Here is a 19,461-nt window from a genome sequence, read left to right on the forward strand (position 1 = left end):
GCAGCGGTTCGGCGCGGGGGTCGTCCCAGGACCTCGGGGTGCGCGCCGCGGCGTAGACCTTCGCCGCTCCCCGCTGGAGCGCCTGGTGGACGAACTGCTCGCCGAGCCCGCCGTTGGCGCCGGTGACGAGCACGGTGCGGCCGGTGAGGGGGTGGCTCATCTAGACTCCTCCATGAAGTGGGGACTATCCCCAGGTGATGACTATGCGGGGAGTGCCCCCACTTGGTCAAGGAGGGAGTTGGTGACTCTGCCCGGCAAAGCGGATCGAACGAGGGGGCAGCTGCCCGGCGTCGACAGCTGCGGCACCGACAGCGGCGGCTCGTCGCGCCCGCTGCGCGCTGATGCCCGGCGCAACCGCGAGGCGATCCTGCGAGCGGCCCGGGAAGCCTTCGAGGCCGAGGGCGTGCTCACGTCCCTGGACGGCATCGCCGCCCGCGCCGGCGTCGGCAACGCCACCCTCTACCGCAACTTCCCCACCCGCGATGACCTGCTGGCAGTGGTCATGCAGGACAGCATCACCGAAGCCCTGGCTGAAGCGGACGAGCTGTCCCGCACACTCACCCCACGCGCGGCGCTGAGGGAGTGGCTGGTGCTGCTGACGTGGCGGCTGCGCATCTGGCATGACCTGCCCTACTGCCTGGCCAGCGCCCACGAGGACACCACCTCGCCGGTGCAGTCGGCGTGCAACCCCCTGCTGCAGCGGACGGGCGACCTCCTCGCCCGGGCCGACGTCTCCGGTGAGACCCCTGGCACGATCAGCGCCGAGGAGGTCTACGAACTGGTCCTGGCACTGTCGTGGGCCGTCGACCGGTTCGGCGACGACGAGGTGACCACCCGCCGCCGGGTAGGAATAGCTACGGCGGGGATCCTCGCCTGAGCTGAGTCCTCCGAAGTGTTGCAGTGGGGCCCGATGTGACCTCCCGTTCGCCATCCGCACATCGGCAGGTGCGTCAAGTAGGGACGGGACCTATCAGCTACCGAAGGCCATGTAGGCGGCGAGGACGTAGTGGGAGTGCCTGCCCAGGGTGGAGCGGGCGCGGTCATAGAGCATCGTCGTCCGCGGGTCGGCGTTAACGGAACGGGGACCTGCTGGAGGGCGAGGCCGGCTAGCTCGCGCAGGCTCTGGGCGTCGTCGACGGTGGCGGGCGGTGCGGTGATGACCAGCGCGGGTGGGGTGTCGGCGTGGGCGATGGGGGCTGGGCCGGGCTGGGCCAGGCCGACACCGGCGACGATGGCCGCGGCAGCACCCAGAGCGGCCACGTCCAGTGGCAGCCGGTGCCGCCACCGCGGGGAGGTCCTGCTCGCGCTGCCGGTCCCGGGTCGGGGGCGCAGCACGGTGCGGAGTCGCAATTGTGCGGGTGCTCGCCTGATTGCTCGGCTGACTGCTCGGTCCGCTGCTCAACTCACTGCTTGATCCACTACGGTGCCGGCACCGGGTGGGAGGCGGTGGTGCTCTACCTGGTCTGTCGGGCAGGGTTTGTCGGGCAAGGTCTGTCGGCAAGCACAGCGACCTGCGCGGCACTGTTCGCCATCACCGCCTTGACGGCAGCGTCGCCAGTGTCAAGTGTCAGCTGCAGTATCGGCTGACGTCGGTGATCTTCCCGGCGCGGCGAGCCTGTGTCAGGCGTCAGGCGTCAGGCGTCAGGCGTCAGGCGTCGGGCTGCCAGTCGGCTGGCAGCCCGGACTGAGCGAGGACATCAGCATGGCTGTAGTAGTCGTCGTTGGTGGCGATCTTGTTGCCGCGAAGCGTGATGACCGTGACGGCTGGGACGCGGAAGCCCTCCGGCGCACCCCGGAAGTGGCCGCTGAAGTACCAGCTGAAAACAATCTCATCACCGTGCTTGTGCGCCCATCGCAGATCGCCGCGGACATCGGCGATGCCCGCGTGCGTGTTCGCCACCCACTGCTGAACGCCCGCAGGGCCGGTGAACGTCGGGCCGAAGGCGTGATCGGTGTAGCGGCCATCGCCGGTGAACAGAGACCCGAGGCGCTGGGCGTCGGCATCGTTCCATGCCTTCAGCCAGGTCTTGACGATCCGCGGGGCCTGGTGGCTCTGATGGTTGTGGTGGCTCTGGTGGTGAATGAAGTGGGTGCCTGAGTCGAGGGCGGGAACAGCGCTGGCACTAGGGGCGCACGCCAGCGAAAGGGCAAGCCCAAGCGGAAGACCGGTAATCAAAGCGGACCTCTTCACGGTTCAACTCCATGATCGATGGTGGGGATGTCCGGTCGGACGGGCGGCAGACAAAAAATGTGTCGGCCGGCAACGAAGCTGACCTCTCGCTGCAATGGAAACCTAACATGCGTTAGCTTACGCATGCAAGGTAGCGCTGGTTCTGGTGCTTGCTGTTCTCGGTCCTCTTAGTCCTCTCGGTGCCTGCGTGGCCCCCTCCATGCACCACCCGCACCACGGACATCCCTGCAGACTGCACCTGGCGCTGTGCATCGGGTCACCGAACCCTTACGACGACGCCAGCGGTCTCGGTGACGGCGGTCAGTCGCGGTGCCGGCGCACCTGCGGCAGGCGCCGAAACCTGCGCCTCGCCGGTGTCGCTTAAGGCTGTCGTGTCGTAGCGCGTTTCGTCGTAGGGCACCAGGACCTGCACATCCCCGGTGGTGCTCGAGGTGAGGACCTCAGCGGTGAGGGCGTCAAGCGCCGCATCCACCTCGCCGGGCTTGCCGGTGATCCGCACGGCCGGCACCGAGCCCTGCACCTGGACGTCGCCGGTGTCGATCCGACCGCTCAGCGCCCTCGCCTGGGCTCGGGTCAAGAACAGATCACCGCTACCCAATTCGACGCGAACGGTTCCGAAGCGACCCGTCAGATCCTGGTCCCTGGCGCCTGTGGTGACATCGAGGTCAAGTCCTTCAGGCATGCTTGAGCTCGAAGGCGATGAAGCAGAGACCGGGCCATACTCTTCGGCGCGTCGAGGTCAGCTGCAGCACACCGGCGGCGATGCGCACCCCGGTCAACGCTGGCGCCGGTGAAGTCGTGGCTCAGACGATCACCGGGAACCCCGCGGGGTGCTCGGAACGTCCGAAGAGGTCGCCGACGCGCTGGCCTGGGTGCGCTGGGACGTGGCTTGCTACCCGCACGGCGCGAAGATGACCGTCGACGGGGCATCACCGCAACCTCCGCCGCCTGAGCTTTGCAATGTGCTGAGCCTTCTGGCTGCATGCCGCTGTTGCGGACCGCTGGCTCGCGGACAGCGGCAGGGAGTCTGCGGGAGCCAGTTGGCTGCCTGCACCAGTCGCAGGCTTGCCGGCGGCGAGCATGAGCGCGACGGATGGCGCGGGCTTCCTGCGCTGCGATGCGGGTTGCACCTCCCTGAGCTGCCGGGGGCGCCGTTACTTCCCCTTGGCGCGCCGCCTTGTTGGCGCTGGTGATCTCCACGTCCTCTTGGCGCAAAGAATCGCCACGTCCTCCTGACGCGGGTAACCGCCACGTCAACGTGCGCCGGTACCTGCGGCTGGCAGCGGTCGACGAGCCGGAGGGAGGGGCCTGGCGGGATGCAGTGATGGCCTGCTCTGGCGCCCAGCATCTCGCTGGCCACAACGATGCTCTGAGCGGCGCTCAGGTGGCCTCAGTTGGTCGTGCGCGCAGCTTCGCGGCGATGTCGGTCAGTGCCTGCTGCTCATCGGGGTCGAGCAGGTCGAGGATCAGCCGCCGCACCGAGCGCAAGTGAACCGGTGCGGCGGCGACCACCACCTGATAGCCGGAGTCGGTGAGGGCCACGACGGTGTATCGGCCGTCGTCGGGATCGGGGGAGCGCTGAGCCCATCCGCGCTGCTCGAAACGCTTGACGACGTTGGACAGCCGGGAGAGCGAGCCGTTGGCGAGGTAGGCCAGCTCACTCATCCGCAGTCGACGCTGCGGAGCCTCGGAGATGTGGCTGAGCGTGAGGTAGTCGAAGAGACTCACGCCGGCTTCCTCCTGTAACGGTGACTCCAGGCGTCCGGGCAGCAGCAGCACCAAGGAGACCAGGCCCGTCCAGGCCTTCTTCTCTGCTGCCGTCAGCCATTGCGGCTCCTCGGGTGCTCGTCTTCCCTGGGGTGCCTTCGCCCCCTCGGCTGCTGCTCCGCCCTCGGCTGGGTGGCCGTCAGGGCCCGCGCTGTCGCTCGTGGCCATGCCCGCACGATATCGACTCGCCTATGACTTCACGCGTGAAGCTGTGGGTGATACCTTCACTTCACGAATGAAGTCACTCGAGGAGGATGACCATGACCCAGCCCCAGTTCTTCGCCACTCCCGGGTACGGGCAGCGGCAGTTGTCGGCCATGCACTACCAGCAGGCCGTTCGGATCGGTGAGCGCGTCGACATCTCCGGGCAAGGCGGATGGGACGACGACTTCACCTTCCCCGTCTCCCTCGAGGAGGAGATCAGACGTGCCTTTGACAACGTCGAACGAACCCTGGCCACGGCCGGCGCTACTTGGCGCGACGTGATCGCTGTGGACTCCTACCACGTTCCCGAATCCGCAAACTTCATCGGCGAGACCCACAACCGCGTAATGGTGGAACAGCTACGAGCGCGTATGGGGGAACGGGCCCCCATCTGGACCGAGATCGGTGTGGTAGCACTCGGAGCACCAGAGATGCGTGTCGAAATCCGCGTCACCGCCGTCACCAGTGACAGCGCTGACCTGAGCAGCAGCGGTCAGAACGCTTGACAACTCCCCGCACGCTGGCCGTCCTGAACGCTGACTGCGGATGACAAGGCCAGCCATCATGAGACGGGTCGTTGCACGAGTTCGTGGCACGAGCTGCCGAGCCGCCCTTGCGCACGGAGTCGACGAGGCGGTGCAGCCGCCGGTTCCGTCCATCCGTGAGTGCACTGCGGCCACCGACACCACACCGCCCTCGGCGGGCTACCGCCCGCCTCGCCCGTCGTCGACCTCAGTGGTCAGTACATCTAGTCAGCCCGAAAGCGCCGGCATCATCGTCGGGTGTGAGCGTCAGCATCGCGATGGGTACACTCACTCGGCCTCGCAGACCCAAATGAGGCCGTGGTACTCCTCGGCTTGCAGTCTCCTCACGGCCTCGCAAGGACGTGGTTACGGTGGGGTGACCGGCTCCGGGGCCAAGCCGCGGGAGCGCCTGCGCTGTAGGTGGCAGGTCACCGCCGTGCCGATGGCCACGGCGGTCATCGCGGCGACGACGACAGGGTCCAGGCTTTTGTTGAGGCTGGGGGCGGGGAGGGCGGCACTCAACCACGCCAGCAGCAGGGTCGCCTGACCGGCTGCGAGGACCGTGGCCCAGGTACGGACCGGACCTGCCGAGCCGAGGGTTCCTCCAGTCCCCGATGGCGACGACCACGGTGGGCACAGTGAAAAGCAGGGCAAACCCGCCGGCCAGTAGAACCGCAGAGAATCAGGCAGCCATGGTGGTCGTGAGCGGGCCAGGGCGGTGCGAGGTCCCGGCGAGGCAGGTGTGGTGGAAGGCGGCGGCTTCGGGCATGGGAAATCTAGCTTCCGTTGTGGCGACGCTGTTCGCCGGGGGCTGGTCTGGTCCCCGACCGATTATGTTGTTGACTGTCAGCTGACCTGAGTAAGGGATTGTGGTGAAGAGGACGTCCGACACGGCCGACGGGGCGAGTATCCCGACGCGGCGCATGCATCTGGTGGGAACTCTGCCGCAGTTCAAGACCGCCACTGAGGCGCTGACCTGGCAGGTGGACGAGCTCACGAGGGGGTACGCCGACTCACCGGCCGGGAGACCGGGGACCGGCTGCGGTGGATCGTGCCGGTCGTGTAGCAGCTAGTTGTACCGACCACTGAGGTTGGTGACGCGCGAGGCGGGCGGTAGCCCGCCGAGGGCGGTGTGGTGCCGGTGATGGTTGTAGATGTGCAGCCAGGTTGGCAAGCCCCGGCGACGAGCTGCCTCCGAGAGATACGGACGGGCGTAGGCCCACTCGGTCGCCAGGGTGCGGTGGAACCGCTCGACCTTGCCGTTGGTCTGCGGGCGGTAGGGCCGGGTCCGCTTGTGGACGGTGCCGGTGGCGGCCAGGGCGGCGGCGAAGTCGCGGGAGCGGTAGTTGGCGCCGTTGTCGCTCAAGCAGCGGACGATGCGGATGCCGCAGCCGGCGAACCACGCGTGAGCCCGGGCCCAGAACGCGGCCGTGGTGGTGCCCTTCTCATCGGGAAGAACCTCGGTGAAAGCTAGCCGGGAGTGGTCATCGAGGACGGTGTGCAGGTAGCCGTAGCCAAGGCTGCCAGGCCTGGCGGCCTTGGCCTGATCACTGCCGCGGCCGTGGAAGCGCCAGCCACCGCCGTCGGGGATGACGCCGAGCTTCTTGACGTCGATGTGGACGAGATCGCCTGCGGCAGCGTGTTCGTAGCGTCGGACCTCACGGCGGAGGCGTTGGCGATCGGCCAGGTCGACATCGCACAACCGCGGCAGTCCTTCGCGGCGGATGACGGCGGCGACGGTGGAGACCGCCAGGCCGAGCTTGGGCCCGATCCGGGCCGGTCCCCAGCCTCGAGTGGTGCGTAGGTGCACGACCTTCTTCACCACTGCCCGCCGGGTTCGGGTGGGACTGCGGTGCGGGCGGGAGGACCGATCGGCCAAGCCGTCCTCCTCACGACCGCCGGTGGCACGCAGCTCGAGCAGGCGATCGGCCCAGCGGGCGGCGGTGGGCCAAGACACTTGGAAGCGTTCAGCAGCGCGGCGGATGGGCCAGCCGTCGTCGACGATGAGCCGGGCCAGCTTGAGTCTCCCGGCAGGGGTCAGGGCGGCGTTACGGTGGGGCACGAGGACCTCCGAGTGGCTTGCGTGTGGTCGCCTTCAGCAGCTCCACACTGCCCTCGGAGGTCCTCCCTACGTCAACGGCCTCGCGGTCGCTGGCGTGTCACCAACGTGCGTGGTCAGTACGCCTAGTGACCGAACGCTTCTTCATAGGGCTCCGTAGGTCGAGGACATGATGCGCGTCGCAAGCTTCTCAGGATCGCTGTTGGCCGGTCGGAGAAGACGCTGATCCTGGCCGTCGGGTGCAGCGCGCATCACTCGGACATCGACATGTGCGGACGGTCGTTGACGTCCTGTTCAGCCGATGTGGCTCGCCCACCTCCCACGCGAGGGCCGTGCAGCGGTCTGCCCGGCCTGTAGAGCGCCGCGTGAAGGTCACAACTTCCGGCATCGCGATGCAGCAACCACGCACCCCCAATGCGTCCTGGTAGGTAGGGAGTGGGCAGAGACCTACATCCGGCGGGAGGAGCGCAGGTGGTGAGCTTCGAGCAGTTCGTCCATGACCACGGGACCGCCTTGCTCCGCTTCACCTGCCTGCTGACCGGTGACCACCACGCCGGACAGGACCTCGCTCAGACCGCACTGGTGCACGCCCTGCGCCACTGGCGCAAGGTGACCACCTCGGCCAACCCCCAGGCCTACCTGCGCAAGGTCGCCCTCAACGCCCACATCGATGCCACCCGGCGCCGTTCCAGCACCGAGACCCCAGGCCACCACGACGACATCGCCGACCCTGCCAGCGCTCACCTGCACCAAGACCGCCACGCGCCAGGAGCCGATGCTTGCCTACTCGAGCGTGAGGACCTTCATGCCCGCCTGGCTGGCCTGGCCCCCCGCGCTCGAGAGGTCCTGGTCCTTCGCTACTACGCCGACCTGGACGATGCGGCCATCGCCGCGGCGATGGGCACGTCCACCAGCACCGTGCGAGCCACCATCAGCCGCGCGCTGGCCGCCCTGCGCGAGACCTCGACCACCGTGTCCCCGCCCACCCCTGAAAGGCGCTGACCTTGGCTACTGACCTGGAAGAGCAGCTACGGCGCCATTTCGCCGAGGACGCCGCGGCCATCAGCGCACCAGCGGACCTGGCCATGCAGGTCCGCCGGCGCGCACGGCGCCAGCGCAGCATGGCCGTGGCGCTGAGCGCCGCGGCGGCGGTGGGCGTTGTGGTGGTGGGCCTGTGGGCAGGAGGTGGCACCGGCCCAGGCACCGGCCCAGGTAGCGGCTCGGGCAGCGGCTCAAGCGTGGGCGTTGCTGTAAGCCCAGGGGCTGGTCCTCGGGCTGGGACCGGTCCTGGGACTGGTCCTGGGGTGGTGAGCACCCAGGCCGCCTCCCCGGGCCTGAGCACGACGGGATCGGCAGCCTCTTGCGTGCAAGGGTTCTCCCCTGAGGCGCTGGCTGAGGCTGGGTTTGCTTTCGACGGCACGGTGGTGGCCATCGGCGACTCGGCCACCTTCGACTTCGAGCGGCGTGTCACCTTCGAGGTCCATCACTGGTACGCCGGGCAGGCAGCGCTGACCGCAGCCGGCTCTGACCAGGTCGACGGCAGCGGTGGCCTGCTCATCGACATGCCGGCCCCTGACGGCGGTGGGGCGGTGAGCTCGGAGGGGCTGGCGTACGCGGTGGGTGAGCGGCTGCTGGTCAGTGGGGCGGTGCGTGATGGCTCCGGCCCAGCCCAGGGTCCGGTGGCCTGGAGTTGCGGGTTCACCGGCGCCTACGACACGGCTACAGCGCAGATCTGGCAAGACGCCTTCGCCGCAAATGAAGGCCAGAAGCCGAACGGCTCATGAGGGGTGAGGCGCGGCGCCCTGAGACCGCGCGCACCGCGCCATGACCACGACGTCGTTGGGCTTGGGTGTTCGACACTGGCCCAGTGGGCGAGACACGACTGTTGACCTTCGAGCTGAACGAAGCTTCGAGCGAGCACGTCCTGCACGACGGCAACGTCACCCGCCGTCCGCGCTCCTTCTTCCTGGACTGGGTCGTCGACGGGGCGTCACTGCGCGAGCAGCTCGTCGGGGCGGACTCTCTGGTCACTCCGTTGAACCGGCCGTGGCTGCCTCACGTCAGCGAGTCCGTCGACGCCTTGACCGGGCGTACCCCTGGGATAGACCTGGCCCCAGGGCGAGTGGGCATCCTGCTCTGCGTGGTCTGCGGTGATGTCGAGGTGTCGGCGGCTCTAGAGCTGCACACCACGACGGTGGTGTGGTCGGACCTGCATTGGGAGGGAGCCGAACCAGACTTCCCCGTTGAGGGCGCGCCTGCGGTGCTGACTTTCGAGCGGGCCGGGTACGAAGAGGCGCTGGAGGAGGCTTACGAGCGGGTGGCTCGTCTTCCCTACGAGGCCTCCGAGCACACGACCCGCCGCTTCCTGTGGCCGTGGCAGTGGGGGTGGCGACTCCCGCGGTCGTGACAAGGACATGGCCAGCGCCATGACCGCGCGGTAGTCCTCTGTGCGGAACCGCCACTCGCATCTATTGCTTTTCGATAGATACCGGATGACGATCGACAGATGAACGGCAACGTCATCAGCGCCCTACGCCTCTGCCTCGTGGCCCTCGGCCTCGGTACCCTCTTCGGCCAGGCCGTCTACGTCCCCGTCGCCGCCTACCAGTCGGCAGAGGTCTACCCCGAGTTGGCGTACCTGGCGGTGCCGTACGCGGCCGCGGTGATCGTGGTCTTGGCCTGCGTACAGACCGCGCTGGTCGCGGTCTGGAAGCTGCTGGCGATGGTCGAGCAGCGGTGGATTTTCGACCCGCGGTCCGTGCGGTGGGTGGACCTCATCATCGTCGCCGCGGCGGTGGCGACCGTGGTCACGGTGGGGACGGTGACGCACCTGATCGGCTGGGTCGGGGTCGGTGGCCCGTTCGCGCTGGTGATGCAGGCCGTCTCTCTCGTCGGTGGGCTGGGCTTCGTGCTGCTGATGGTCGTCATGCGCGGGCTGCTGCGGTCGGCGACGGTGCTGCAGGTGGAGATGGCCGAGGTCATTTGATGGCGGTGGTCGTCGACCTCGACGTGATGCTGGCGCGGCGGAAGATGTCGGTAGGTGAGTTCTCCCGCCGGATCGGCCTGACGCCGGCGAACGTGGCGGTGCTGAAGAACGGGCGGGCCAAGGCGGTGCGGTTCTCCACCCTGGATGCGATCTGCCGGGTGCTGGAGTGCCAGCCAGGAGACGTCCTGCGCTGGGTTCCGGACGACGTTGAAGAGGCCACCCGAGCGATGTCGGCTAGCTGAGGTTGGTCCCCCGGGCCCAGCGAGTACACGCCACGACGGCAGCGTGACCGCGCACAAGGCGCCATGACCGTGAAGTCGTGGGTGGTCCTAGACGTGCCTCAGATGTCGAGGAACCCGTCACGCGCCCGGCTCATGGCGGGCAGCCAATGCGCTGCGAGCTGGTCCACCAGGGGGGCCGCGGCGGCCTGCGAGCCGATCGTGCGACCCAGCTCATCAAAGAGCGGAACTCGCTGCCGCAGCCGCACCCCGGGCCGCTCGAGCACCGTGAAGGTCAGCTCCAGGACGGTCTGGGGCCAAGACCCGTCCAGGCGGTACTGCACGTCGTGAGCACCCACCCGTTCCAGGTGCTCAGCATCCCTCTGAGTTGCCCGCAGCGTCTGCCAGGCGCGCAGCTTCGCTTCCGGCGGCTTGGGTGCCAGCGGCCAGCAGTGCTCGCTGATGTCGACGGCCTCGGCGGGCAGCAGCTCAACCCTGGACCCGTCGTCGGCGTCGACGACGAGGATCTCGACGGGGTGCTGCACCACGGGCGAGGTCCAGGTGCGGGGGCGACGCGCCACGGCGGCGCTCAACCGGCTGCCGTGAGCGGTGGCGGCCTCGATCCAGCCGCTGCCGAGGTCCCAGGAAGCCACCGTCGCCCCTTCCGGTTCGCGGGCGCTGAGGATCGGGCGAGCCCACGCGCGGTCGTCGTCGCCGGGAGGCCGCGGGTGGGGATCGGCGAACCACTCCAGCCCGCCGCTGCGGGTGATCGGGCCGTACCCGGCGACGTCCTGCGGTATCAGGTCCGGGGGCGACTCTCGTGGAGGCGGCTGGAAGTCCGCGGGCAGGGCGTAGCGGTCGGTGAGTACCGGTGGTGGTGTCGCCTGCCACGGCAGCAGGTACCACCGGGTGCCGTAGGCGACGCGGTCCTGGTCCCCGTCCCAGCGGGGACGCCGGTGGACGTCGTCTCCCACGGCAGCTACGAGCAGACCTTCCGGGGTGGCGAGCAGTTCGCGGACTCCCCGGTCCACGGTGACGGCGTGGATCCGACCGTCGGCGTCCACGCGTTGCAGCTGTCCACGCCGGGGTGGTGCGCCGGCAGGTGCACCCCGGGGGACGACGTCGTACTCCTCGGCGCTGCTGGAGCACCACGCGAAGCCGGGACGGCACAGCGTCAGCGATTGCCTCATCAGCGGGTCCTCGGAGCTGTCGACCAGCGCGGTGGCGGCGATCCCGTCGGTGGTGACGCGGACTACCGGCCCGCCGCTTTCCTGCTGGATCCACAGCGACGTCCCGTCGTTGAGCACCACCGTGTGCGAGTAGCGCTCCGCCGCCGGTGGAGGCAGAGCGGGCCACGACACCATCTGGCGGACGGTCCCGTCGTGGGGGTCCAAGACCGCGGCTACGGGTTGGTAGCGATCCACGGCCCACAAGCCGGAATCCAGCTGGGCTAACCACCCCGGGGCCAGGAACCTCATGGAGGGATCATGGGTGGATGCCAACGATGCGTCCATCCTCATCTCCGCGCTGCCGGTGACCGTCCGCACCGCGGGATGACCGTGAGGTCGGTGAAGACGCCAGACTGCTGAGATGGCAGGTCACTCCGACGTAGAGCTGCAAGCCGCCCTGGACGCCGCTGATGTGTACTCGAGCCAGCCTGATGACCAGGCTCCCGCTGATGAGTGGGAGAAGTGGATGGAGCTGCAGGGTGCGGCGAGCACCGTGGCGGGCTGCGTGCAGACCGTCGTCGCAGGAGGGCAGCTGGATCGAAAGGCCGTCGCTGAGGCCGGGCTCTTGTTCGACGGCCTTCACCGGATGGGGTGGCACCAGGAGGAGACCGCAGCGTGGTGCCGGGTGCGGGACCTGCTCCTGTCCAGATGATCACGCTGATGGCGGGATGACCGCGAGATCGGTGGCGCGCCGAGACGGAGCCCTGTCTGCCTACGGCGCGTCTCATGGGCATGAGGACTCCCAAAGCGGTTGCAGCCGTCGTCATCGTTGCGGGGCTCGCTGCTTGCGGACAGAACGGCTCGGATGCGACCAGTCGCGATGTCCCACCTGCGACCGCTCAGGAGGCTTCGGTCGCGACATGGCGGGTGGCTGAACCACCGGCTCCTGAGAGCACGCGAGTTCTCCTGCTGGTCAACGAGGTCTCCTGCGCGTCCGGGCAGTCGGCTGCGGGTCGCATCCGAAAGCCTGAGGTGGACTACCAGCCGGAAGCGGTGATCATCACCGTGCGGGTTGAGTACGCCGGGGGTGCCCAGGAGTGCCCGAGCAACCCGGACACCCCTCTCACCGTGGAGCTCTCTGAACCGGTTGGCACTAGAGACCTCATCGACGGTGGGCAGGCCCAGCAGTGACGGCGAACTGCACTGCACGTTGAAGTGCCACAGAGCACGCAGATCGGCATGACCGTGATGTCCGTGACCGTGAAGTCGAGGCGGTGCGGGTGAGCCGCTCACGGCTCCGCTGATGCTGCTCGCCTGGCCGTGGCCGCCCGCCGGCCACGCGCTCCCCGCGCGCGGGTCGCCTGGCGACGGGAAGGTCCGCGCTCCGCAGTGGCTGGCGGAGTGCCGCAGGGCGGGGCCGGAGGCCGGGAAGTGTCACCACCAAGACGGCCGGAAGTGTCACCGATGTCTTGATGCAGAAGTGTCACCGATGTCCTGAGACATAACAGGTGGGTCGAACTCCTCGACGCCTCGGGACACCCGTGGCGGCCGGTGGCGGTCGCAGGTCCGGGCAGGTGCCGCCCGCTCGCCACAGCGCGCACGGGGCGGGAGGACCGCGACGCCGGGTGGGGCGTTGCGCCACCTCGATCCCGCGTTCAGCCCGGCGACTCGCTCCCAGGCCGCCTCGACCGCGGTGACCTGGCCGGGCAGGTCCACGGCGTCGACGTCCAGGCGCACGTCGACGGCTGGTGGCTGCCGGCGGTCACGCTGGTGCAGCCGGGCGAGCTCCTCACCGGTGATCCCCGCGCCCGGCGGCCGAGGTCGTGCGCGGACTGCTGGAGGACCTGCGCGACGACCCGGAAGACGCCGGGGAGTTCGAGGAGGTCCAGGCCCTGGTCGGCCGGCTGCTGGACGGGCCCTCGGCGACCCGGCAACGCGGTGCGCTGCACCGTCCCGGGAACCTCGCGGCGGTCGCCCGCAGCGTCCTGCCCGACGCGGGGACGGGCTGGCGCCGTCCGCCCGGTTGCGGCCGGGAACCCGTGCGGGCATGTTCGTCGGACAGGTTCAAACCCGGAGCCGCGCCACCTGCAAGCACCCGCGGAGGTCCACCCGTGAGCGCCGACGAGCACGCCGCCCTGCCGATCCCCGACTACGACCACCTGCCCGTCTCGAGCCTGGCCCACCGCGTCCGCGCTCTGGACACCGACGGTCTGGAGGCGCTGATCGCCTACGAGGAGGGGCACGGGGCGCGTGAGCCGGTGCTGACGGTCCTGCGCGCCCGGGCCGAGCAGCTGGCCGCGGGGGCCCAGCCCTCCGGCGGGGACCCCGCCGCGCCGCAGCCCGAGCACGCCCCGCCCGCCGACCACCAGGGTCCGGCCAGCGTGCCCGGCCCGCCGCAGAACCCGCCGTCGCACGGGGACCCGACGAACCCGTCCCAGCCGCGGAGCTGAGGTGGTGGCACCCCGAGCCGGAGTCGACCCGGGGACCCCGGACGAGAGGGAGTCGTGGGGCGGTGACCGGCTCCAGCCCCGACCTGACCGGTGACCGCACCCCGCGGGCGGTCCACCCCGCTCCGGAGCTGCTCGAAGCACCTGCCTGGCACCTGCCTGCGGCTCCGGTGACGGGGACCAGGGCGGGCCCCACCGGTGTGCGGGACTCCTCGTGGGCCGTGGCCGGCGTCGTGCCTCCCCGCCGGGCACCCGGCCCGCACGGCCCACCTCACGACCTCGGTCTCACGCCCCCGACAGGGGCCGCGGGACCCGGGTCGGGCCGGCCTCGGGTGGGCGGGGCCGGTCCTGCGGGTGCAGGCGCACCGCGACCAGGGCGACGTCGTCCTCGGCGTGCTCGGGCAGCAGACGGGCCAGCACCCCGTCGCACAGGTCGTCCAGGCTCTCCCCGGCCAGCTCCAGGACCGCCTCGCGCAGCCGCAGCAGGCCCTCGTCGTAGTCCTGACCGCGGCGCTCCACCAGGCCGTCGGTGTACAGCAGCAGGGTGGAACCGCGGTCCAGGGCGACCTCCTCGTCGAGGCGCGGCAGCTGCGGGGCGATGCCCAGCAGCAGGTCGTGGCGCAGCCCGCTCAGCGCGGTCACGGTGCCGTCGGGGGTCAGCAGCATCGGCGGGGGGTGCCCGGCGTTGGACCAGCGCACCCGCGTCACCCCGCGCTCACGCTCGTCCGCGGACTGCTCCAGGCGCGCCACGACCGCGGTGGCGGTGGTGCCCACCGCCAGACCCTCCATCGCCGCGTCCAGACCGGTCAGCACCGCCGCCGGTGCTCCTCCGCTGAAGTAGGCGATGCCGCGCAGCAGGGAGCGGACCTGGCTCATCGCCGCCGCGGCGGTGATGTCGTGGCCCATGACGTCGCCGATGACCAGGACGGTGGCCCCGTCGGGCTGCATGAACGCGTCGTACCAGTCGCCCCCGACCTGCGCGGCGTGCGCGGCGGGGCGGTAGCGCACCACGACCTGCAGGTGGTCCGGTTCCACCGGTGCGGTCAGCAGTGAGCGCTGCAGCCCTTCGGCCATGCGCTGCTGCTGGCCGTACAGGCGGGCGTTGTCCAGCGCCAGCCCGGCCCGGTCGGCGACCTCGGTCGCGGTCAGCACCGCCTCGGAGCTGAACGGCCCGGAGGCGGCGTCGCGGTAGAGGGTGACCAGCCCGACGGTGCGTCCCCGCGCTCGCAGCGGCAGCATCTGCGCGCACTCGGGGGCCAGTCGCCTCAGCAGTCCGGCCGCCTCCCCGCTCAGCGTCGCGGCGATCTTCTCGGTGGCCCCGTCGGGCACCAGCACCGGGCGGTTCTCCCGCAGCGCCCGGTGCGGGAAGGAGGAGGCGGGGTCCATCGCGGTCAGGCGCAGCTCGCGGTAGCGCTGCACCACCGGGCGCGAGGCCTCCCGGGTGTGCCAGGAACCGATGTCGCGCAGCGTCCCGTCCTCGCCGACGAGGGTGACGATGCACCAGTCCCCCAGCGCCGGCACCAGGTGCTGGGCCAGCCGTGCGACGGCTTCCTCGGTGTCCAGCGTCGCCGACAGGTCGGCGCTGACCCGGGCCAGCAGGGCCAGGCGCCCGGCGGTGCGCTCGGCGGCCCGCTGGGCCTGGCGCGCCTGCCGGCGGGCGGCCTCGGCCTCGTGCAGCGCCGTCTCGGCGGTGCGCAGCGCCTCCTGCGCCGCGGCCCGCTCGGTCTCGGCTTCGGCCTGGGCGGCGCGGCGGGCGGTGATGTCCAGGAAGTACACCGACAGCCCGTCGGGGTCGGGCCAGGCGCGCAGCTCGTACCAGCCGTCCAGGGGTGCGGGGTAGTACGCCTCGAAGGTCAGCGGCTGCCCGGTCTCCACCGCACGGCGGTACTCGGCCTCGAACGCGGCTCCCACCGCGTCGGGGAACAGCTCCCAGAGCACCCCGCCCAGCAGCTCCTCCCGGCGGCGCTGCAGCATCCGCTCGGCCTCGGCGTTGACGTAGGTGAAGCGCCACTGCCGGTCCAGGGAGTAGAACGCCGCCGACATCGACTCGAGCACCCGCGCGATGCGCAGGTCGTCGTCGTGCTCGCTGGTGGTGTCCCAGGCCGCGCCCAGCACCCGCACCGCCCGCCCACCGCCGACGCGCTCATCGGCGGTGCCCCCGGCAGCGTCCTCGACCGCGCTGCCGGGACCGGGCAGGGCCTCGCCCTTGGCCTTCACCCAGCGGGTGGTGCCACCGGGCAGCGCGACGCGGTACTCCGCCTCGTAGGGGCCGCACGCCGCGATCGCCTCCTCCAGCGCCTGGGCGACCCGCTCCCGGTCGTCGGGGTGCACCCGGGCGGTGAAGTCCTCGATGGTCCGGCCGAACTCGCTCTCCTCGTAGCCGAACAGCTCCAGCAGCTGCGCGTTCCAGCTCAGCTCACCGGTGCGCAGGTCCCAGTCGAAGCTGCCGACCCCACCGGCGGCCACCGCCAGCTGCCAGCGCAGCCGGTCGGACTCGTACTCCAACGACAGCGCCGACAGCTTCAGCTCGGCCGCCGCGGCGGCGGCCAGGTCGCTCAGCACCTGCACGTCGCTGTCGCGCCAGGTGCGGGGAGCGGGGTCGAAGACGCACAACGCGCCCACCACGTGCCCGTCGTACCCGATCAGCGGCACCCCCAGGTAGGCACCCACCGCGCCGCCGGCCACCGGCGACAGCGTCGCCACCCGCTCGTCGGTGGCGGCGTCCTGGACGACCAACGGCGCACCGTGCGCGGCGGTCACCGTGCACAGGGAGTCGGCCAACGCCCCGGTGCTGCCCACCAGGGCCCGGTCCTGCCCGGCGACCGCGGCGATGGTCTGCACACCGGTCACCAGGGAGACCTGGGCGGCGGAAGCGGTCAGCAACCGGGCGGCAGCGGCGGCCAGCCGCTGCAGCGCCGGGTTGACCGGCGCCGCCACCAACCGCTGAGCCGCCCGCACCTGCTCCGGTGTCGCCGCAGCCGTGCCGGGGTCGGCGGAGGCCGCACCGGCAGCGGCAGCAGCGCCGGGGGCGTCGGGAGCGACACCCTGCTCGAGGACGACGTCCTGGTCGGGGGTGACGCGCTGATCGCTCCGCCCCGCGGATCCCGGTGCTGCTCCCACTGCCCGACCACGACTCCTGCTCTGTGCTCGCCGGACGCGTCGCCGGACCGGTCGCCGGACCGGTCGCCGGGCCCGAGGTGCCCCGCGCTGCGGCAGCGGCACCTCCTGCAGCCGTCCATGCTACGGGCGCGTGAGGGTCTGCTCGGCTTGCCGCTCCCCGACCGCCGCGGCACAGTGGGCCTGCCGCGACAGTGGCCCCACACGAGAAGGCTCGACACGAGCACCGCGGCGATGCAGCTCCCACCACGTCGAAGACCACGCCCCGGCGGGCACCACGGTGGGGGTCCTGGAAGAGGATCGATGGCTCAGCTCGTCCTGCCGGCCGAGCTGTCGGCCGTCTCCACCGCCCGTCACTGGGTCAGCGACCAGGTCACCCGCTGCCTCACGGCCCGTCCCGGTGCCGTCGACCAGGACGTCCTGGAGCTGCTGACCTCCGAAGCGGTCGCCAACGCCGTGCGTCACGGTGCCGGCCCCGTCACCGTCGCGGTGGTCTGCGGCCGGGAGCACGTGTGCATCGCCGTCACCGACACCAGCCCCACCGTCCCCGTCGTGCGTCACGTCGGGCCCGACGCCACCGGCGGACGCGGCATGGCTCTCATCGACCGCCTCGCCGCACGCTGGGGACTGACGGCGGCCTCCTCCCCCGCAGGGGGCAAGACCGTGTGGTTCCAGCTGGTCGCCGGGCCCTGAGCGCTCCCCGCCCGCTCATCCCCCACCTGCCCGCTGCCACCTGCGTCCCTGCGCCCGCCACCGCGGCCCGTGCCTGCTCGACGTGTCGGCTCGAGACGGTCGGGCCTCGCACCGGCTCCCGTCCCGTCGTCGACGCCGACCTCAGCGCGGTCGCCGGGGAGGTCCGCGTCGTCAGCTGCCGGGCGACCCCGATCGGCGGCGCGCGCCCGGGGCGGTGTCCACCGCCCACGACGACAGCAGGCGCAGGTTGTCCGCGGACGCGCTCCCCGGCTCGGTGGAGTAGACGAACAGCGTCTGATCGTCCTCACCCGTCAGGGCGAGGGCCTCGAAGTGGATCGTGACGTCCCCCACCACGGGGTGCCGCACGCGCTTGGTGCCGTGGGTGCGTTCGTGCACGCGGCGATCGGACCACCAGCGGGAGAACTCCGGGCAACCGATCGTCAGTTCCCCGACGAGGGAGTTGAGCAGCGGGTCATCGGGGTGGCGGCCGGCGTCGAGGCGCAACGTGCCGACGGCCTCGGCCGCCAGCACCTCCCAGTCGGGGAACAACGCACGGGCGGCGGGGTCGAGCAGCAACCAGCGGACGTAGTTGCGCCGGCGAGCCGGCAGCGCGTCCCAGTCGGTGAGCAGCGCCCGGGCCAGCGCGTTGGAGGCCAGCACGTCGGTGCGCCGACCGACCACGAACGCCGGGTGGTCACCGAGGGAGTCCAGCAGCTGGTGCACCGCGGGCCGCACCCGCTGCACCACCGGGCGCCCGGTCCTCGCCGGGGGCGGTCCCGCCAGGTCGTGCAGGTGCGCGCGAGCCGCCGCGTCCAGGCCCAGCGCGCGAGCCAGCGCGTCCAGCACCGCGTTCGAGGGGCTGTCGTGGCGGCCCTGCTCCAGGCGCGTGTAGTAGTCCACGCTCACCCCGGCGAGCTGGGCGACCTCCTCCCGGCGCAGTCCCGCGACCCGTCGCCCCGGCGCCACCGGCAGCCCCACCGCGTCCGGGGAGGTCGCCGCGCGGCGGCTGCGGAAGAAGTCACCCAGGTCGCTGCGGTGCCCGGCGCGGGGTGTCACGCGACCAGTGTGCCGGTCCGCACCGGGCGCCGGCGGGTCGAAGGGGGGTACGCCGTACCCAGGCAGGAGTGGGCGAGCCAGCGGCCCGTCCCGGGCCCTGCCGACGGCTCAGGCTGGTGGTGTCCCGACCCCCTCCGACCCGAGGAGACCTCGTGTCCACCTGGTTCGTCACCGGCACCTCGCGCGGCCTGGGCCGCGAGCTCGTCACCCAGCTGCTGGCCCGCGGCGAGCACGTCGCCGCCACCACCCGCTCGACCGAGCGGCTGACCGCCGCCCTCGACGGCGCCGACACGTCCCGGCTGCTGCCGCTGGAACTCGACCTCACCGACGGAACCGCCGTCACGCAGGCGGTGGCGCGGACCCGCGAGCGGTTCGGCACCCTCGACGTCGTCGTCAACAACGCCGGCTACGGCTTCCTCGGCGCGGTCGAGGAGACCTCCGACGCGGAGGTCCGGGCCATGCTCGACGTGCAGGTCGTCGGGGTGTGGAACGTCCTGCGCGCCGCCCTGCCGATCCTGCGGGCCCAGCGGTCGGGGCACGTGGTCAACATCTCCTCCGTCCTGGGGCTGACGTCCTTCCCCGGCTGGGGGCTGTACTGCGCGGGCAAGTTCGCCCTGGAGGGTCTCACCGAGTCCCTGGCCGGGGAGGTCGCCGACCTGGGGATCCACGTCAGCCTCGTCGAGCCGGGCTACTTCCGCACCGACTTCCTGACCTCGAACTCCCTGGTGCTGCCGGCGGAGACCACCGACGCCTACCCGGCGCTGCGCGAGATGACACGGGCGCACCTGCAGATGCCCGGCACCCAGCTCGGTGACCCGGTCAGGGCCGCCGCCGCCCTCATCGACCTCGCGGTGACCGGAGGCGGCGGGCGGCTGCGCCACCTGCTGGGCTCGGACGCCCACGCCCTCGCCGTCTCGGCTCTCGAGACGCGCCGCGCGGAGGTCGAGGCGGGCGAGGAGGTCGCCCGGTCCACTGACGGCGCCGCCGCCTGACCGTGGCGGGTGGGCCGCACCAGAGCCCGGCCCACCCG

At 71.1% G+C, this 19,461-nt stretch carries 18 protein-coding genes and 1 pseudogene; 11 read left to right on the plus strand and 8 right to left on the minus strand.

Translation table 11 applies throughout. The features are described from left to right. Positions 1-160 (minus strand): annotated as a pseudogene (locus tag ACRYM6_RS21940) (short-chain dehydrogenase); the annotation flags it as partial. Positions 161-241: 81 nt separating this feature from the next. Here ACRYM6_RS21940 and ACRYM6_RS21945 point away from each other — a divergent pair. Beyond that, positions 242-877 carry a TetR/AcrR family transcriptional regulator gene (locus ACRYM6_RS21945; protein WP_432545011.1) on the plus strand — a complete coding sequence of 212 codons (636 nt, stop codon included), beginning with the start codon at positions 242-244 and terminating at the stop codon, positions 875-877. A 771-nt stretch (positions 878-1,648) separates the two neighbouring features. On the opposite strand, the gene ACRYM6_RS21950 is transcribed toward ACRYM6_RS21945, so the two are convergent. The 3 genes from ACRYM6_RS21950 to ACRYM6_RS21960 all read right to left on the minus strand — a co-directional run bounded on the left by ACRYM6_RS21950 (position 1,649) and on the right by ACRYM6_RS21960 (position 4,126). Continuing rightward, entirely contained in the window at positions 1,649-2,191 is a 543-nt protein-coding gene (locus ACRYM6_RS21950; RefSeq protein WP_432545012.1) for a nuclear transport factor 2 family protein, read from the minus strand. 256 nt (positions 2,192-2,447) lie between these two features. Next, entirely contained in the window at positions 2,448-2,873 is a 426-nt protein-coding gene (locus ACRYM6_RS21955) for a DUF4097 family beta strand repeat-containing protein (RefSeq protein ID WP_432545013.1), read from the minus strand. A gap of 698 nt (positions 2,874-3,571) precedes the next feature. Beyond that, on the minus strand, positions 3,572-4,126 hold the full coding sequence (locus tag ACRYM6_RS21960; RefSeq protein ID WP_432545014.1) for a MarR family winged helix-turn-helix transcriptional regulator: 555 nt from the start codon (positions 4,124-4,126) through the stop codon (positions 3,572-3,574). Positions 4,127-4,218: 92 nt separating this feature from the next. Here ACRYM6_RS21960 and ACRYM6_RS21965 point away from each other — a divergent pair, with 92 nt between their 5' ends. Next, a complete protein-coding gene (locus ACRYM6_RS21965) occupies positions 4,219-4,668 on the plus strand; it encodes a Rid family hydrolase (protein WP_432545015.1) in 450 nt (149 codons plus the stop codon). 1,087 nt (positions 4,669-5,755) lie between these two features. Here the strand turns inward: ACRYM6_RS21965 and ACRYM6_RS21970 are convergent. Continuing rightward, on the minus strand, positions 5,756-6,748 hold the full coding sequence (locus ACRYM6_RS21970) for an IS481 family transposase (RefSeq protein ID WP_432545016.1): 993 nt from the start codon (positions 6,746-6,748) through the stop codon (positions 5,756-5,758). Between the two features lie 471 nt (positions 6,749-7,219). On the opposite strand from ACRYM6_RS21970, the gene ACRYM6_RS21975 reads away from it, so the two are divergent. The 5 genes from ACRYM6_RS21975 (at position 7,220) to ACRYM6_RS21995 (ending at position 9,973) form a co-directional block, all read left to right on the plus strand. After that, on the plus strand, positions 7,220-7,747 hold the full coding sequence (locus ACRYM6_RS21975) for a sigma-70 family RNA polymerase sigma factor (protein ID WP_432545017.1): 528 nt from the start codon (positions 7,220-7,222) through the stop codon (positions 7,745-7,747). 305 nt (positions 7,748-8,052) lie between these two features. Continuing rightward, complete coding sequence (locus ACRYM6_RS21980) at positions 8,053-8,529, plus strand: hypothetical protein (protein ID WP_432545018.1); 477 nt, start codon at positions 8,053-8,055, stop codon at positions 8,527-8,529. Positions 8,530-8,612: 83 nt separating this feature from the next. Then, the gene (locus tag ACRYM6_RS21985; RefSeq protein ID WP_432545019.1) at positions 8,613-9,152 is read left to right on the plus strand and encodes a hypothetical protein; all 540 of its coding nucleotides are present in this window, start codon (positions 8,613-8,615) and stop codon (positions 9,150-9,152) included. A gap of 99 nt (positions 9,153-9,251) precedes the next feature. Further along, complete coding sequence (locus ACRYM6_RS21990) at positions 9,252-9,731, plus strand: DUF2975 domain-containing protein (RefSeq protein ID WP_432545020.1); 480 nt, start codon at positions 9,252-9,254, stop codon at positions 9,729-9,731. After that, the gene (locus ACRYM6_RS21995) at positions 9,731-9,973 is read left to right on the plus strand and encodes a helix-turn-helix domain-containing protein (RefSeq protein WP_432545021.1); all 243 of its coding nucleotides are present in this window, start codon (positions 9,731-9,733) and stop codon (positions 9,971-9,973) included. Before ACRYM6_RS21990 ends, ACRYM6_RS21995 begins: the two co-directional genes overlap by 1 nt. A gap of 98 nt (positions 9,974-10,071) precedes the next feature. On the opposite strand, the gene ACRYM6_RS22000 is transcribed toward ACRYM6_RS21995, so the two are convergent. Continuing rightward, a complete protein-coding gene (locus ACRYM6_RS22000; protein WP_432545022.1) occupies positions 10,072-11,313 on the minus strand; it encodes a hypothetical protein in 1,242 nt (413 codons plus the stop codon). A 226-nt stretch (positions 11,314-11,539) separates the two neighbouring features. Between ACRYM6_RS22000 and ACRYM6_RS22005 the strand changes: the two genes are divergently transcribed. Together ACRYM6_RS22005 and ACRYM6_RS22010 are read left to right on the plus strand one after the other, a co-directional pair. Then, positions 11,540-11,830 (plus strand): hypothetical protein, encoded by a 291-nt coding sequence (locus ACRYM6_RS22005; protein ID WP_432545023.1) that lies wholly within the window; start codon positions 11,540-11,542, stop codon positions 11,828-11,830. 1,111 nt (positions 11,831-12,941) lie between these two features. Further along, entirely contained in the window at positions 12,942-13,568 is a 627-nt protein-coding gene (locus tag ACRYM6_RS22010) for a hypothetical protein (RefSeq protein WP_432545024.1), read from the plus strand. A 282-nt stretch (positions 13,569-13,850) separates the two neighbouring features. Here the strand turns inward: ACRYM6_RS22010 and ACRYM6_RS22015 are convergent, their stop codons facing one another. Further along, positions 13,851-16,685, minus strand: coding sequence for a SpoIIE family protein phosphatase (locus ACRYM6_RS22015; protein WP_432545025.1), 2,835 nt, complete (start codon positions 16,683-16,685; stop codon positions 13,851-13,853). A 300-nt stretch (positions 16,686-16,985) separates the two neighbouring features. On the opposite strand from ACRYM6_RS22015, the gene ACRYM6_RS22020 reads away from it, so the two are divergent. Continuing rightward, positions 16,986-17,375 carry an ATP-binding protein gene (locus ACRYM6_RS22020; RefSeq protein ID WP_432545026.1) on the plus strand — a complete coding sequence of 130 codons (390 nt, stop codon included), beginning with the start codon at positions 16,986-16,988 and terminating at the stop codon, positions 17,373-17,375. A 171-nt stretch (positions 17,376-17,546) separates the two neighbouring features. Here the strand turns inward: ACRYM6_RS22020 and ACRYM6_RS22025 are convergent, their stop codons facing one another. After that, positions 17,547-18,431 carry a helix-turn-helix transcriptional regulator gene (locus ACRYM6_RS22025; protein WP_432545027.1) on the minus strand — a complete coding sequence of 295 codons (885 nt, stop codon included), beginning with the start codon at positions 18,429-18,431 and terminating at the stop codon, positions 17,547-17,549. Between the two features lie 152 nt (positions 18,432-18,583). Here ACRYM6_RS22025 and ACRYM6_RS22030 point away from each other — a divergent pair, with 152 nt between their 5' ends. After that, positions 18,584-19,423, plus strand: a complete 840-nt coding sequence (locus ACRYM6_RS22030; protein ID WP_432545028.1) for an SDR family NAD(P)-dependent oxidoreductase — start codon at positions 18,584-18,586, stop codon at positions 19,421-19,423. The last annotated feature ends 38 nt before the right edge of the window (positions 19,424-19,461 follow it).

Source organism: Kineococcus rugosus (assembly GCF_050871975.1).
Taxonomy (GTDB): domain Bacteria; phylum Actinomycetota; class Actinomycetes; order Actinomycetales; family Kineococcaceae; genus Kineococcus.